General features: G+C 74.6%; 16 protein-coding genes. 13 read left to right on the top strand and 3 right to left on the bottom strand.

The features are described 5' to 3' along the window. Positions 1–65 precede the first annotated feature (65 nt). Positions 66–1463 (top strand): type VII secretion integral membrane protein EccD, encoded by a 1398-nt coding sequence (gene eccD, locus J3R08_RS02050; RefSeq protein WP_064448608.1) that lies wholly within the window; start codon positions 66–68, stop codon positions 1461–1463. On the opposite strand, the gene J3R08_RS02045 is transcribed toward eccD, so the two are convergent. Continuing rightward, positions 1447–2619, bottom strand: a complete 1173-nt coding sequence (locus J3R08_RS02045) for a type VII secretion protein EccE (protein WP_064448609.1) — start codon at positions 2617–2619, stop codon at positions 1447–1449. The genes eccD and J3R08_RS02045 overlap by 17 nt on opposite strands. Positions 2620–2780: 161 nt before the next feature. On the opposite strand from J3R08_RS02045, the gene eccB reads away from it, so the two are divergent. The 8 genes from eccB (at position 2781) to J3R08_RS02005 (ending at position 9100) form a co-directional block, all read left to right on the top strand. Next, positions 2781–4250, top strand: coding sequence for a type VII secretion protein EccB (gene eccB, locus J3R08_RS02040; RefSeq protein ID WP_166455750.1), 1470 nt, complete (start codon positions 2781–2783; stop codon positions 4248–4250). 115 nt (positions 4251–4365) lie between these two features. After that, positions 4366–4737, top strand: a complete 372-nt coding sequence (locus tag J3R08_RS02035) for a hypothetical protein (RefSeq protein ID WP_030503518.1) — start codon at positions 4366–4368, stop codon at positions 4735–4737. Beyond that, on the top strand, positions 4730–6010 hold the full coding sequence (locus tag J3R08_RS02030; protein WP_064448611.1) for a WXG100 family type VII secretion target: 1281 nt from the start codon (positions 4730–4732) through the stop codon (positions 6008–6010). Before J3R08_RS02035 ends, J3R08_RS02030 begins: the two co-directional genes overlap by 8 nt. A 107-nt stretch (positions 6011–6117) precedes the next feature. Continuing rightward, the gene (locus J3R08_RS02025; protein WP_064448612.1) at positions 6118–6513 is read left to right on the top strand and encodes a hypothetical protein; all 396 of its coding nucleotides are present in this window, start codon (positions 6118–6120) and stop codon (positions 6511–6513) included. Between the two features lie 146 nt (positions 6514–6659). Next, on the top strand, positions 6660–7493 hold the full coding sequence (locus tag J3R08_RS02020; RefSeq protein WP_064448627.1) for a hypothetical protein: 834 nt from the start codon (positions 6660–6662) through the stop codon (positions 7491–7493). Positions 7494–7570: 77 nt separating this feature from the next. Then, positions 7571–7909: a YkvA family protein gene (locus J3R08_RS02015; protein ID WP_187692293.1), complete on the top strand. Its 339-nt coding sequence runs from the start codon at positions 7571–7573 to the stop codon at positions 7907–7909. A 22-nt stretch (positions 7910–7931) separates the two neighbouring features. Next, complete coding sequence (locus tag J3R08_RS02010; RefSeq protein WP_209959771.1) at positions 7932–8345, top strand: pyridoxamine 5'-phosphate oxidase family protein; 414 nt, start codon at positions 7932–7934, stop codon at positions 8343–8345. Positions 8346–8491: 146 nt separating this feature from the next. Then, the gene (locus J3R08_RS02005; RefSeq protein WP_043327097.1) at positions 8492–9100 is read left to right on the top strand and encodes a C39 family peptidase; all 609 of its coding nucleotides are present in this window, start codon (positions 8492–8494) and stop codon (positions 9098–9100) included. Between the two features lie 77 nt (positions 9101–9177). On the opposite strand, the gene J3R08_RS02000 is transcribed toward J3R08_RS02005, so the two are convergent. After that, positions 9178–9360 carry an antitoxin gene (locus J3R08_RS02000; protein WP_043327099.1) on the bottom strand — a complete coding sequence of 61 codons (183 nt, stop codon included), beginning with the start codon at positions 9358–9360 and terminating at the stop codon, positions 9178–9180. A 129-nt stretch (positions 9361–9489) separates the two neighbouring features. Here J3R08_RS02000 and J3R08_RS01995 point away from each other — a divergent pair, with 129 nt between their 5' ends. Next, the gene (locus J3R08_RS01995; RefSeq protein WP_043327100.1) at positions 9490–10623 is read left to right on the top strand and encodes an AI-2E family transporter; all 1134 of its coding nucleotides are present in this window, start codon (positions 9490–9492) and stop codon (positions 10621–10623) included. A 12-nt stretch (positions 10624–10635) separates the two neighbouring features. Here J3R08_RS01995 and J3R08_RS01990 read toward each other — a convergent pair whose 3' ends face one another. After that, positions 10636–11289, bottom strand: coding sequence for a dienelactone hydrolase family protein (locus J3R08_RS01990; protein ID WP_209959769.1), 654 nt, complete (start codon positions 11287–11289; stop codon positions 10636–10638). Positions 11290–11685: 396 nt separating this feature from the next. Here J3R08_RS01990 and J3R08_RS01985 point away from each other — a divergent pair, with 396 nt between their 5' ends. The 3 genes from J3R08_RS01985 (at position 11686) to J3R08_RS01975 (ending at position 12636) form a co-directional block, all read left to right on the top strand. Continuing rightward, positions 11686–12078 (top strand): MerR family transcriptional regulator, encoded by a 393-nt coding sequence (locus J3R08_RS01985; RefSeq protein ID WP_043327105.1) that lies wholly within the window; start codon positions 11686–11688, stop codon positions 12076–12078. Further along, the gene (locus tag J3R08_RS01980; RefSeq protein WP_043327107.1) at positions 12048–12395 is read left to right on the top strand and encodes a co-chaperone YbbN; all 348 of its coding nucleotides are present in this window, start codon (positions 12048–12050) and stop codon (positions 12393–12395) included. The genes J3R08_RS01985 and J3R08_RS01980 overlap by 31 nt, the downstream gene beginning before the upstream one ends. A gap of 61 nt (positions 12396–12456) precedes the next feature. Next, on the top strand, positions 12457–12636 hold the full coding sequence (locus J3R08_RS01975) for a hypothetical protein (protein ID WP_030503531.1): 180 nt from the start codon (positions 12457–12459) through the stop codon (positions 12634–12636). Positions 12637–12640: the final 4 nt, after the last annotated feature.

The raw sequence follows: 12640 nt of genomic DNA, 5'->3' as shown, positions 1-12640 counted from the left end.
TCGTGGACCCGTGGGGGCGACGCCGTGGGCCGAGCGGATCGTTTGCGAGCAACGAGGAGGCCACTGTGGCGACGAAGACGGCGACCGGTGGGCTGAGCCGGATCACCATCGTGGCGCCACGTACCAGGATGGATCTGGCGCTGCCGTCCGACGTGCCGCTCGCCGACCTGCTGCCCACGCTGCTGCGCTACGCGGGCGAGGACCTGGCCGACGAGGGTGTGCGGCACGGCGGCTGGGCCCTGTCCCGGCTCGGCGGCCAGCCGCTCGACGGTGGCCGTACCGCCGCGCAGCTCGGGGTCCGCGACGGCGAGGTGCTCTACTTCAACCCCCGTGCCGCGACCGCCCCGGAGATCGTCTTCGACGACGTGGTGGACGCGGTCGCCACCTCCACCACCCAGCGGGCGGGCGCCTGGCAGGTGGGCACCACGCGGGCGTTCGCGGTCCTCCTGGCCGCCTCCGCGCTTGCCGGCGGCGCGGTGGCGGCGCTGTTCACCGGCCCGCCGCACCTGCCCGGCGCGGCGGCCGCCTTCGTGGTCGCGGTGGCGCTGCTGGTCGGCGCCGCGGTGCTGTCCCGGGCGGCCGGAGACAGTCGCACCGGCGCGGTGCTGGCCCTGGTCGGGATCGGCTACGCGGGCGTCGGCGGCCTGCTGGTGCTCGCCGGTGAGCGGACGCTCGGCGAGCTGGCCGCCCCGCACGTCCTGCTCGCCGGCACCGCCGTGGTGGTGTTCGGCGCGATCGCCGCGCTCGCCGTCGGCGACCGCCTGCCGCTGTTCCTCGGCGCGGTCGGCGTGGGGGCGGCGGTCGGGCTCGGCGCGGTGCTCAGCCTGGCCTTCGGCATCGGCGCGGCGGCGTCGGCGGCAGTGGTGGCGACAGTCGCCTTCGGCGCGCTGCCGGCGCTGCCGATGCTCGCCTACCGCCTCGCCCGGCTGCCGGTGCCGTCCATCCCCACCGGGCCGGACGACCTGAAGACCGACACCGAGTCGGTGGACGGGCCGTCGGTGCTGCGCAACAGCGAGCGCGCCGACGGTTTCCTCACCGGCCTGCTCTGGACCGTCTCGCTGCTGGTGCTCGGCGGCGAGGTGGTGCTGGCCGAGGACGGCCGCCTGCCGGCGGTCCTGCTCTGCCTGGTCCTGGCGCTGCTGTCGCTGCTGCGGGCGCGCCCGTTCCTCGGCCGCGGGCAGCGTACGCCGGTGCTGCTGTCCGGCACCGTCGGCCTGGGACTGGTCGCCGCCGCCACGTTCGCCGCCGGTTCGCTGGCGGTCCGGCTCGGGCTGGTCCTCGGCGGCCTGGCCGTGGTGGCCGTGATCAGCCTGGTCTACGGCCTGACCGTGGCCGGCAAGCGGATCTCGCCGGTCTGGGGCCGGACCCTGGACATCGTCGAGATCCTGCTGATCATCGCGCTGGTGCCGCTCGCCGTGTGGGTGTGCGGGATGTACGGCTGGATCGTCAACCTTCGACCGTGACGGTCCCCATCGCGGTGCCGACCGGCGCGGTGGCGTAGACGCCGGGACCGTGCTGGCCGTCCAGCGGGCGGGCCGGCACACCCGCGCGCCCGGCCATGTCCCGGACCGCCTTCACCAGCGCCTCGGCGTGCCCGTCCATGGCCGCCACCCGCAGCAGCGGCGGAACCCGCCGGCCGCCCGGGAGCACCACGGCGGCGACCGTGTGCGACGGCGCCGAGGTGGCGGTGACCGCGTCCACGAGCGCGCCGAGCGAGCCGTTGGGGCGTACCCGCAGGGCCAGGCAGCGCTGCGTCCAGCCGCCCCCGCGCACGCTGGTCCACGTCTCCACCGGCGCCTCCGGCGCCAGGTCGAGCCCGGCGCCGGACACCACCGCCGCGTGCAGTTCGTCCCGCCCGAGCACGCGGTGGCCGAGACCGGCGGCGTTGAGCGCCTTGCCGAGCCGGCCCACCCCGGCCGCCACCGTCCGGTGCACGCCGCGCAGGCCGCCGCCCCGGCTCACCGTTTCGGCCCGCGCGTCGGCCACCGACAGTCGCAGCGCCACCCACACGGTCCGGTACGCCGACGGCGGCGCGCCGGGGGCCGGGTACCAGACCAGCGTGTGCGAGACGACCTGGGTCTGGGTGACCGGGCCGGAGAAGTCGGCGAGCACGGCGAGCGCGCGGTCCACCACGGCGGCCTCGATCGAGCCCGCGGGCGCGCCGGGCCGGCCGGTGAGCGCCAGCGCGGCGAACCAGCCCCGGTCGTCCTGCCCGATGCCGAGGCGGGTGCCGCGCTCGGTCAGCTCCACCACTGTCAGTTCCGGGGCGAGCGCGGCCAGCCGGGGGTCGCCGCCCGGCGTCGCGCCCCGGGCCCGGTCGCGGCGGCGGCGCAGCCGGCGGCGGAGCATCAGGTCCTCGTACCACCATCGGCCGCCCCGGCGCGCGAACGCGGCGACCACTGCCAGCAGCGCCAGCCCGCCCACCACCCCGAGCAGCCAGGGCGGGCCGGCGGTGGCGAACCAGACCGCCAGCGCGGCGCACTCCACCACGACGAGCTGCCCGACCACGACCGGGCCGAGCCGGCCCCGGCGGCGCTTGTCGGCCGGGGTGACCGGCCGGTCCACCGGTACGGCGGGGGCGGTGGCCGTACGACCGGGTGGCGCCTGCAGCTGCGTCATCGGTGAGCGTCCCTTCTGGACATCCTGGACATCCGCCGGCGGGGTGCGGCGTTCGGGCGGCGGACGGGGTCCGGCGCACCCCCGGTGGCCCCTTATCGTAGGGAAGCCCGCGACGCCGCTCGGCCCTGTCGTCGTTGGACCCACCCCGCCGGAGGTTAGTCATGCGGACCCGCCGCGATCAGGTCCAGGCGTACCGCTTCGTCACCCGCCGCATCGTCTCGGCGCTGCTGTCGGGCGACCCGGAGACCAACGACCTGCCGATGCGCCGCCTCGGCATGGCGGTGTTCGGCAGCGTGATCGCGGCCGCCGTGGTGCTCGGCGGGGTGGGCGCGTACGGGCAGCTCACCAGCAACTCGGCGCCGCTGGAGCCGAACACGCTGGTGATCGAGCGGGAGACCGGCGCGACGTACTACTTCGGCGAGGACCGGGTGCTGCGCCCGACGCTCAACTACGCCTCGGCGCGGCTGATCGTCAACGACGCGGCGGCGAAGCCCCGCACCATGTCCCAGGCGTCCATCAAGGACCGGCCGCGCGGCCGGCTGGTCGGCATCGTGGGCGCCCCCGACGACCTGCCGGACCGCAAGTCCCTGGTCGGGCTCCCCTGGTCGGTGTGCGACGTGCCCGACCCGAACGACACGCAGCGCTCCACCACGCACCTGGTGATCGACCGGACGCTGCCCGGCGGCACCGCGCTCACCGACCGGGCCGTCGTGGTGCGCACCGGCGACGCCCGCTACCTGCTCACCGGCGGCTCGCGGCTGCGTGTCGCCGGCGACGACCAGGCGCTGGTGGCGTTGAAGATGGCTGGCGTCACGAATCTCACCGTCGGGCAGCAGCTGCTGAACGCGGTGCCGGTGGGCCCGGTGCTGCGTAAGCCCACGATCGACGGGGACGGCGGCGCGAGCGGGCTCACGGTGGGCGGCCGGCCGGCCCGGATCGGCCAGGTCTACCAGGCGGCCGGCCAGTACTACGTGCTCACCCGGCAGGGCCTGGCCACGGTCCGGGAGGTGACCGCGCTGCTGCTGCTCGGCCGGGGTGGCGAGGTGGCGCAGATCACGCCGGACGAGGCGGGCCGGCTCCTCACCGACCAGCGGCTGGAGCCGGACGGCCTGCCCGCCCGGCTGCCGACGCCGCACGAGGTCCGCCCGGGGCGCACGGTGCTCTGCGCCACCTACCGGCCCGGCCCGCCCGGCCAGCCGCCGACCACCACGCTTGAGGTCTTCGACTCCCCGCCGGCCGAGCTGACCGAGGCGACCGCGATGCCGTCGCGGCAGGGCGGCCGGGACGCGGTACGCACCGCCGAGAACGTGCTGCTGCCCGGCGGCAAGGGCGTGCTGGCGCAGGCCACGGCCGGAGAGAGCGGCAAGCCGGCGGCCGGGTCGACGGTCTACCTGATCACCGCCCAGGGCATCCGCTTTCCGCTCGGCACCGCCGGGGGCGACGCGAAGAGCGCCCTCGGGTACGGCGACGTGACCCCGCTGGCCGTACCCGCCTCGCTGCTGGCGCTGGTGCCGACCGGCCCGACGCTGTCGCGCCAGGACGCGATGGCGTACTTCGATGCCTCGACCCCGGCGGCGCCCACCGCGACCCCCTCCACCGGCGGCGCCGCGGCCCAGGTCCAGGGCGGTTGACCGGCCCCGCCCGGGTCCGATGTGGATGGGGCCTGTCACGGGTCGCCCGGGTTGGCGCGTTTCGACTAACCTGAGTGCGGCGAAGGTTATCGACGATGACTACGGGGATGCAGCCATGACGGGGCGCACGACAGTAGACGTACTGTCCCTGGAGGACTTCCACCAGCGACTTGAGCGGCGGCTGGACGAGGCGGAGTCGGTGTTGCGCAAGCTGAACACCCAGATGCAGTGCCGCCCGCCCGCGCTCGGCACGTTCACCGACGCGACCGACAACGCACGTCGCTACTCCGAGACGCACCAGAGCTACGTCAACCACGTCGACCGGCTGCGCCGGGCGATCCTGGCCGCCCGCGAGGCGACCCACAAGATCATGACGAACTACAAGACCGCCGAGGCCCGCAACGCCGCCGCCGCGGCCGACATCGCCGCCGCCCTCTCGGGGCTGAACGAGGCGATGAAGCAGCCGAAGGAGGACCCGCGTGTCTGAGTACACCCGGCGCTACGAGCACGTCAGCCACGAGGAGCTCTACCAGGGCGTCAACGCCGGCGACCCGAAGCAGATCGAGGCGCTCAGCGCCCAGTGGACCTCCCTCAAGAGCACGCTCGACGACCTCGGCCGCGACCTCACCGCCGACCTGGAGGCGCTGTCCAAGAGCTGGACCGGCGACGCCGCGCGCGAGTTCACCAGGCGGCTGGACATGGTCGTGCGCTACTCCGGCAACCTCGCCGAGGGCATGACGGGCATCCGGCAGGGCCTCGACATGATGTCCAGCGAGCTGCGGGCCGCGCAGTCCAAGGCGGAGAGCCCGGAGAAGACCGACGACAACGACAAGCTGCTCTCCGGCGCCGGCAAGGGCTTCCTGCTCGGCGGCGCCCCCGGCGCGGTGATCGGCGGGATCGTCGGCCACCAGCAGGACAAGGCCGAGCAGGAGAAGGCGCACCAGCGGATGGTGCAGGTCGTGGCGAAGCTCGCCGAGGGCTACGACTTCTCGGCGTACGGCCGGATCGTCGTGCCGGACCCGCCCGAGGTCGAGCTGCCCGGCAACACCAGCAACGGCGACCCGACGCTGCAGAACGGCCCCTCGGTCAAGACGCCGTCGTCCGGCCCGAACCTGGGCAGTTTCGGCCCGGGAGCGAGCGCCACCGCCACCACGTCGGGCGTGCACCACACGGCGCCGACCAGCGGCACGCCCGGTGCGGGCGCCCCGGGCGCGGGCACACCGGGCGGCAACCCCGGCGCGGGCGCTCCGGGCTCGGTCACCACCGGCGGCACCGTCGACCCGGGCGGCACCTCGCTGGCCGGCGCCGGCCCGTTGACCGGCACCACCGGCGGCCCGACGATCGGCGGCAGCGCGGGCTTCGGCTCCGGCGGCGGCCCCGCCACGATGACGGCCGGCGGGGGCAGCGGCGGGCTCTACGGCGCCCCCGGCGTGCTCAGCACCGGGTCGCTCGCGGGCACCGGTCCCAACTCTGCGTCCTCGGCCCGGTTCGGCGGCGCGCCCGGCGCGGAGAACCGCGCGGCGGCCGGCACCGGCCGGCTCACCTCCGGTCGCGGCCTGGTGGTCGAGGCCGGGGGCAGGTCCGGCGAGCGGGCCGGCGGCACCGGGCGGCCCGCGATGGCCGGCCGTGGCGGCGTGCTCGGTGGTCGCGGCAGCCACGGCGACGACGAGTCCGACGGCCGGCTGACCTGGCTCACCGAGGACGAGATGGTCTGGGGCGACGGCGACGGCGCTCCGCCGCCGGTGCTCGGCGGCAACTGACAGCGGCATCGAGGCAGCGGTCCGTCCACAGCGACCCGTGGGACGGCTCACGTAACCAGCAAGATCTTTGAGCTGCGAAATCGTCCGCTGACCGATAGGTTGAATTGGTGCTGCCCGTAGCGTTCGCCCCGTCCACCTGGACGGCGACGCTGCGCCGGATCGCCCGCACGGCCGTGGCCGGCCTGGTGCTGATCGTCGGCCTCCAGGGCATCGCCGCCGCACCCGCCCATGCCGCCGTGACCGAGCAGTCCGTCGCGGTCACTGTCGCCTCCGCCGCCGCGCCGAGCGTGATCGCGTCTCCGGTTCCGGCCGAGGTTGGCCTGACGACGGTCGCGGCGGGCGGCACGACGGCCGACGGCGCGCCGCGATCCACCTCCGGTCCCGCCGCCGACGCGGCCGGCACCGAATCCACAGCCGCCGGGCGGGTGCCCGGCGTCGAGGCCGTCGCCGTCGCCGACCCGGCTCGGGCAGCCATCGCCCGCCGCGGTCCGCCGCGCGCCTGACCGGGCCACCTTTCCGGTACGCCCCGGCGCGGCCACACCTGCCGCACCCGCGCGCCCTGCCGCGTCTCCGTAGCGAGACGCACCCCACCCGGATGACCGGGCCACAAACCGTTGTTCGTCAGTCGTTCCACCTTGAGGTGCTGGTGATGCAGACCGTCTTCTCCACCGTCCTGCCCGACGTCCCCGCTGCCGCCGTGATCTGGCTGGCTCTGCTCGCCGTGGCCGCCACAGTGGTCGCCGCCCTGATCGTCCGCCCGTCCCGGTTCCGCTCGGAGCTTGTCGACCGGATCAGTGACGCCGCCCGGCCGAGCAGCATCGATCAGGCCGAGCGGGCCCGCGTACAGGATCGGGAGCGGGACCGGTACGCCGACGAGGTGGCGGTGGCCGCCGCCCGCGCGGCGGCGACCGCCGAGCGGAGCCGGACGGAGTGGCTGACCGCCCAGGAGGAGGCCGAGGCGGCCTGGCAGGCGTACCAGGCGGCGGAGGACGACGTGCGGCGCCTGGCCGCCGCCGCGGCGCTGCCGCTGCCCCGGACCGCCCGGACCCCGGCCGAGTACGCGGACCGGGAGCGCTGGCTGCACCGGGCGGCGATGGACGCCCAGTGGCGCAACGAGATCACGGTGCGGCAGCTCAGCGACATCCTCGGCGGGAACGGCTGGGACCCGAGCCGGCACCCGGTGGAGCAGGAGCTGCTGCTGCGCCGGCTGGTTCGGGACAACCTCGCCGCCCGGCACCGGGCCGCCACGCAGCGGGAACAGGCCGCCTGGCAGGCCGCCGAGCGGGCCGCGGCGGCGGCGCAGAGCCTGCGCGACGAGGCGTTCGCGGCGCTGCACCCGGCCCCTGAGCCGCAGGCGGAGCTGTCCATCGTCGGGTTCGCCGGGCCGGAGACCACCCGGGAACTGCCGACCGGTTCGGCCGCCGTCGACATCACCCGCGAGCTGACCCCGGTTGCCCGGGGACGGGCGGCCGTGGCGGCCTGAGCGCCCCGGGCCACGACCCGGGGCGTCACGGCCACGACCCGCGGGCGGCATCGACCCGGCTCGGCTAGCGTGAGGGCGTGTCCCGTGAAGCCTGGGTGCTCGTCGTACTCGCCGCCGTCGTCGCGGCGGCCATGCTGGCCGGGGCGGTCGTGCTCGCCGTCCGGCTGGTCCGCACCCGCCGCATGCTCGGCGCGCTCGGCGCCGGCGGCAAGGTCGCGTTCTACGGTGCGCTGATCTACACGATCCTGCCGGTGGACCTGCTGCCCGACCCGATCTACCTGGACGACATGGGCGTGCTGGCCGGCGCGCTGTTCTACCTGGGCCGGCTGGCCGTCAAGCATCGTGCCGCCCAGGTGGAACAGCGGGCCACCGGGGAGTCCCCGGCGCTGCCGCCCGGCGCGGCGCCCCGCCGATGAGACACGCGAACGAGGAGACGGCATGGCGGGACGGCACCGGTTGGATCCGCACGACGGGCGGGTGGCCCGCTTCTTCGCGGACCGGCATCTCGCCACGCTGACCACGCTGCGCGCCGACGGCACCCCGCACGTCGTACCGGTGGGGGTGACCTTCGACCCGGAGGCCGGCCTGGCCCGGGTGATCACCTCCGCGGGGTCGGCCAAGGCGCGGCACGTCGCCGCGGCCGGACCGGACGGCACTCCGGTGGCGGTCTGCCAGGTCGACGGCCGCTGGTGGCTGACCGTGGAGGGCCGGGCGGCGCTGCGCCGCGGCCCGGCTTCGGTGGCCGAGGCCGAACGGCGGTACGCCGAGCGTTATCGCACCCCGCGTCCGAATCCGGAGCGGGTGGTCATCGAGATCGCGGTGACCCGGCTCCTGGGCAGCCTGCCCGACTGAGGCGCTCTGTCCGGTTTCGCGGTGGCCCCGGTCACGCCCGGAAATGAGGCCCGGAAGCAGGGCGGTTGAACTCTCCGTACGCCGAGCGCCACTCCTGGTGCCGCGTCTCCCGCACGGAGCCGTCGACCCCCGAATGGAGCCTCGACATGAATCCGATCATCCGCAAGTGCCTGCTCTCCGTCGCCGGTCTCGCCGCTGCCGGCGGCGCCGTCGCCGGCCCGGCCGCCGCCCACGCGGCCCCGGTCAAGGGCAAGGGTGACCGCACCGCCGACTACGAGTACCAGGCTCAGCCGAACTTCTTCTACTGTGGTCCCGCCTCGGCCCGCATCGCGCTCTCGGCCGAGGGCAAGGACGTGAGCCAGGACGAGCTGGCGGCGAAGCTGGGCACCACCCAGAACGGCACCGACTCCGCCATCGACATCACCCGGGTGCTCAACGAGTACACCGGCGGCAAGTACCGGACCACCGAGATCCGCGACGACGTGGCCACCCCGGAGCAGGTGGCACGCCTGCGCGCGGACATCCGGACCGCCGTGGACGACGACCGGCCGGTGGTGGCGAACATCCTGGGCGGCGCCCGGGACATCGACGGGGTGGAGCACAACTACCCCGGCCACTACCTGACCGTGGTGCGGTACGAGGGCGACGCCGACACCGTCCTCATCGCCGACCCGGCCCGGCCGGACACGCCGACGTACTGGATGGACGTGACCGAGCTGGCCAACTGGATCGCCGGACGCGGCTACAGCTCCTGACCCCGACGCCACGGCGGCCACGCTCCCTGAGGGGGCGTGGCCGCCGTCGTGTCCGGCGCCGGTGCGGGTGTACGGGGTCAGCGCCCGGTGTCACCCTCGCCGGTCCGCTGCTGCGCCATGTCGACGCCCTTGTCGATCTGGGCGTCGTACTTGCCGCCGGTGCGCTTGTCGGCCGCGTCACCCGCCTTCTCGATGCCCTGGTCGACCTGCTTGTCATGCTTGTCGGCGAAGTCCTTGGCCTTGTCCATGAAGTCGCTCATGTCGGATCTCCCTTCGATACGTTGGAAGCCTTCCCTGGGGCTGGGGGCACAAACACCGGGTGGGCGATTCCCACCGGGGTGTCGGATCGACGTGCGTCGGGTACCAACGGCCACGATCGAGGAGGCGACGTGGACGCTGATGGATCCGAGCCGACGCGGCCGGCACCGACGACCGGCCCCCGGCAGACCTGGGCGGGGCTGCCCTGGCCGGTACGGACCGCTGTCACCTGGAGCGCCTGTCTCCTCGTGGTGACGACCGGGTTGTGGCTGCTGGGGCAGATCGCGGTGCTGCTCGCGCCGCTGGCGGTGGCGCTGGCCGGCACGCTCTTCCTCACCGCGCTGCTCGATCCGGTCCTGGTACGCCTGCGCCGGCTGCGGGTGCCGGCCGGGCTCGCCGCGCTGCTCACCGTCCTGCTGTTGCTCGGCATCCTGGGTGGTGCCGGCGTCCTGGTCTGGAACCTCACCGCGAGCCAGTTCGGCGAGCTGAGCCAGCAACTCGACGAGGGGCTGCAACGCACCCGCGACTTCGTCACCTCCAGCCTGCCGGTCACCGATCAGCAGCTCGACCGGCTGGTGGAGCAGATCCGGCAGGGCCTGAGCAGCGGGACGCCCGACCCGGTGGCCGGGGCGCGCAAGGCAGCCGAGGTGGCCGGCGCGATCCTGCTCGCGCTGGTGCTGCTGTTCTTCCTGCTCAAGGACGGCCGTTCGATGTGGCACTGGGTGTTGCGCCGGCTGACCGGTCCGCGCCGGGAGCTGACCGCCGAGGCGGGCCGGGCCGGCTGGCGCACGCTCGGCGCGTACAGCCGGGGCACGATGATCATCGCGGCCATCGACGCCATCGGCATCGGACTGGCGCTTGTCGTGTTGCGGGTCCCGCTGGCCCTGCCGCTCGCCCTGATCACGTTCCTCGGCGGCTTCGTGCCGATCATCGGTGCCACGGTGGCCGGCGCGGTGGCGGTGCTTGTCGCGCTCGCCGCGAACGGTCCCACCACGGCTCTGCTCACGCTCGCCGCGGTGATCGCCGTCCAGCAGATCGAGGGCAACCTGCTGGAGCCACTGGTGATGCGGCGGCAGGTGCAACTGCATCCGGCGGTCATCCTGGTGGTGGTCACCGCCGGCACGCTGGTCGCCGGGGTGGCCGGCGCGTTCGTGTCGGTGCCGATCGCGGCGGTGCTCTGGCGGGTGCTGGACACCGTGCAGCGGCACCGCGCCGAAACCGGCCGCGCCGCCGGGCCGGACCCGGCCGTCGAAGCCGCGGGCTGACGGGCTGCCCGCTCAGGCGGGGTGCGGCTGGCGCAGGTGGGTGGTGAACCAGGTACCTGCCTGGTCGGCCACCTGCTCCAGCGTGCCGGGCTCCTCGAACAGGTGGGTGGCGCCGGGCACGATCCGCAGCTCCGCCACCTCGCCGAGCGCGTCCCGGGCCTGCTCGTTGAGCACGATCACCTGCTCGTCCAGGCCGCCGACGAGCAGCAGCGTCGGTGCGCGTACCGCGGTCAGTGAGCTTCCGGCCAGGTCGGGCCGGCCACCCCGGGAGACCACCGCGCCCACCCGGTCCGGCCGGGCCGCCGCGGCGACCAGGGCGGCGGCGGCGCCGGTGCTGGCGCCGAACAGCCCGATCGGGAGCCGCCCCAGCTCCGGGTCGGCGCCCATCCAGTCGACGATTCCGGCCAGGCGCTCGGCCAGCATCCCGATGTCGAAGCGCAGTTCGGCGGTGACCTCGTCCCGCGCCTCCTCGTCGGCGGTCAGCAGGTCGACCAGCACGGTGGCCAGCCCACGGTCGTTGAGCGCGCGTCCGACGGCCGTGTTGCGCGGGCTGTGCCGCGAGCTGCCGCTCCCGTGCGCGAACAGCACCACCCCACCGGCCCCGCCGGGCACACTGACATCCCCGACGAGCCCCCCGTCGACAACAGGCACCGAAACCTCACGCATATCCCTCCACCCCCCGCCCACCCGATACCCCCCAACCGCACGATCATGAAGTTGACGGCCCAGAAAGCGCTTCCCCACGCCGTCAACTTCATGATCACGCCCATCCGGGCAAGACCACGGGAGATCTTGGTACGAAACGGCCCCTGGAGGGGCCGTTTCGTACCAAGATCCACGAGGGACGCCACCCCAGCCCCACCGGACCCCGCCCCGACGGGGTCGATCATGAAGTTGGCGGCAGATTTGGAGATCCACAACGCCGTCAACCTCATGATCGACGGGGACAGCCAGCGGGGATCCCGGCGGGGAACGCCGCGCGGGGAGGCCGCGCGTGCGGGGTTGCGTTGACGTCGGCGGCAAGGTTTAGCGTCGATTCACAGGCAGGGACGGGGGCGGCGGATGCGGATCGGGGAGCTGGCGCGGCGGGCCGGTACGAGCACCCGCACCCTGCGCTACTACGAGACCCACGGCCTGGTCCGGCCGGGCCGGTCCGCCAACGGGTACCGGATCTACGACGAGGCGGAACTGCGCGTCGTCCGCGAGATCCGCTCCCTGCTGGCGATCGGTTTCGGCCTGGACGACATCCGCCCGTTCGTCGCCTGCCTGCGCGCGGGGAACGACTCCGGTGACGTCTGCCCCGATTCGGTGGCGGTGCTGCGGCGCAAGCTCGCCGAGGTGGACGACTACCTCGACCGGCTGGGCGACGTCCGCCGCCGCCTGCACGACCAGCTCGCCCACGCGATCGCCCAACGGGAGGAAACATGCCTCAGGACACGGGGACCGGCCGGCTGACCCCGGTCACCGACGACACCTTCGCGGCCACCGTGCTGGCCGCCGACCGGCCCGTGGTGGTCGACTTCTGGGCCGAGTGGTGCCCGCCGTGCCGGGTGGTGTCGAAGCACCTGGCCGAGCTGGCCGAGGAGTTCGGCGACGCGCTGCGCTTCGTCACCCTCAACACCGACGAGAACCCGGCCACCACCCGCGCCCACCGGATCATGTCCGCGCCGACCATGCTGGTGTTCCGGGACGGCGAGGTGGTCGGCTCGATCGTCGGCTCCCGCCCCAAGGACCACCTGCGGCGCAGCTTCGCCCGCCACCTGGACGGTTGAGCCGCCGCCGGGCGGGAACGCGCGGGGTGACCACGGACCCCGACGGATCGCGAGGATCGTCATGGCGAAACAGGACAGGTCCCGGGAACAGGAACTCACCGACCAGGAGCGCCGCAAGCGGGAGCTTGAGGGCTCGCCGGACTGGGCCGACCGCGCCTCGACGGCGCGGACATCCGACGATCCGCGGGCCACGGCGCCGCGCGACGCCGGCGGGCGCCCGTCCAACGGCCGCCAGTTCTGAGGTA

Source organism: Micromonospora sp. HB375 (genome assembly GCF_017872985.1).
GTDB lineage: Bacteria > Actinomycetota > Actinomycetes > Mycobacteriales > Micromonosporaceae > Micromonospora > Micromonospora chalcea.
The sequence above is the reverse complement of the archived record's forward strand: the minus strand, read 5'-3'. Positions and strand labels throughout refer to the sequence as shown.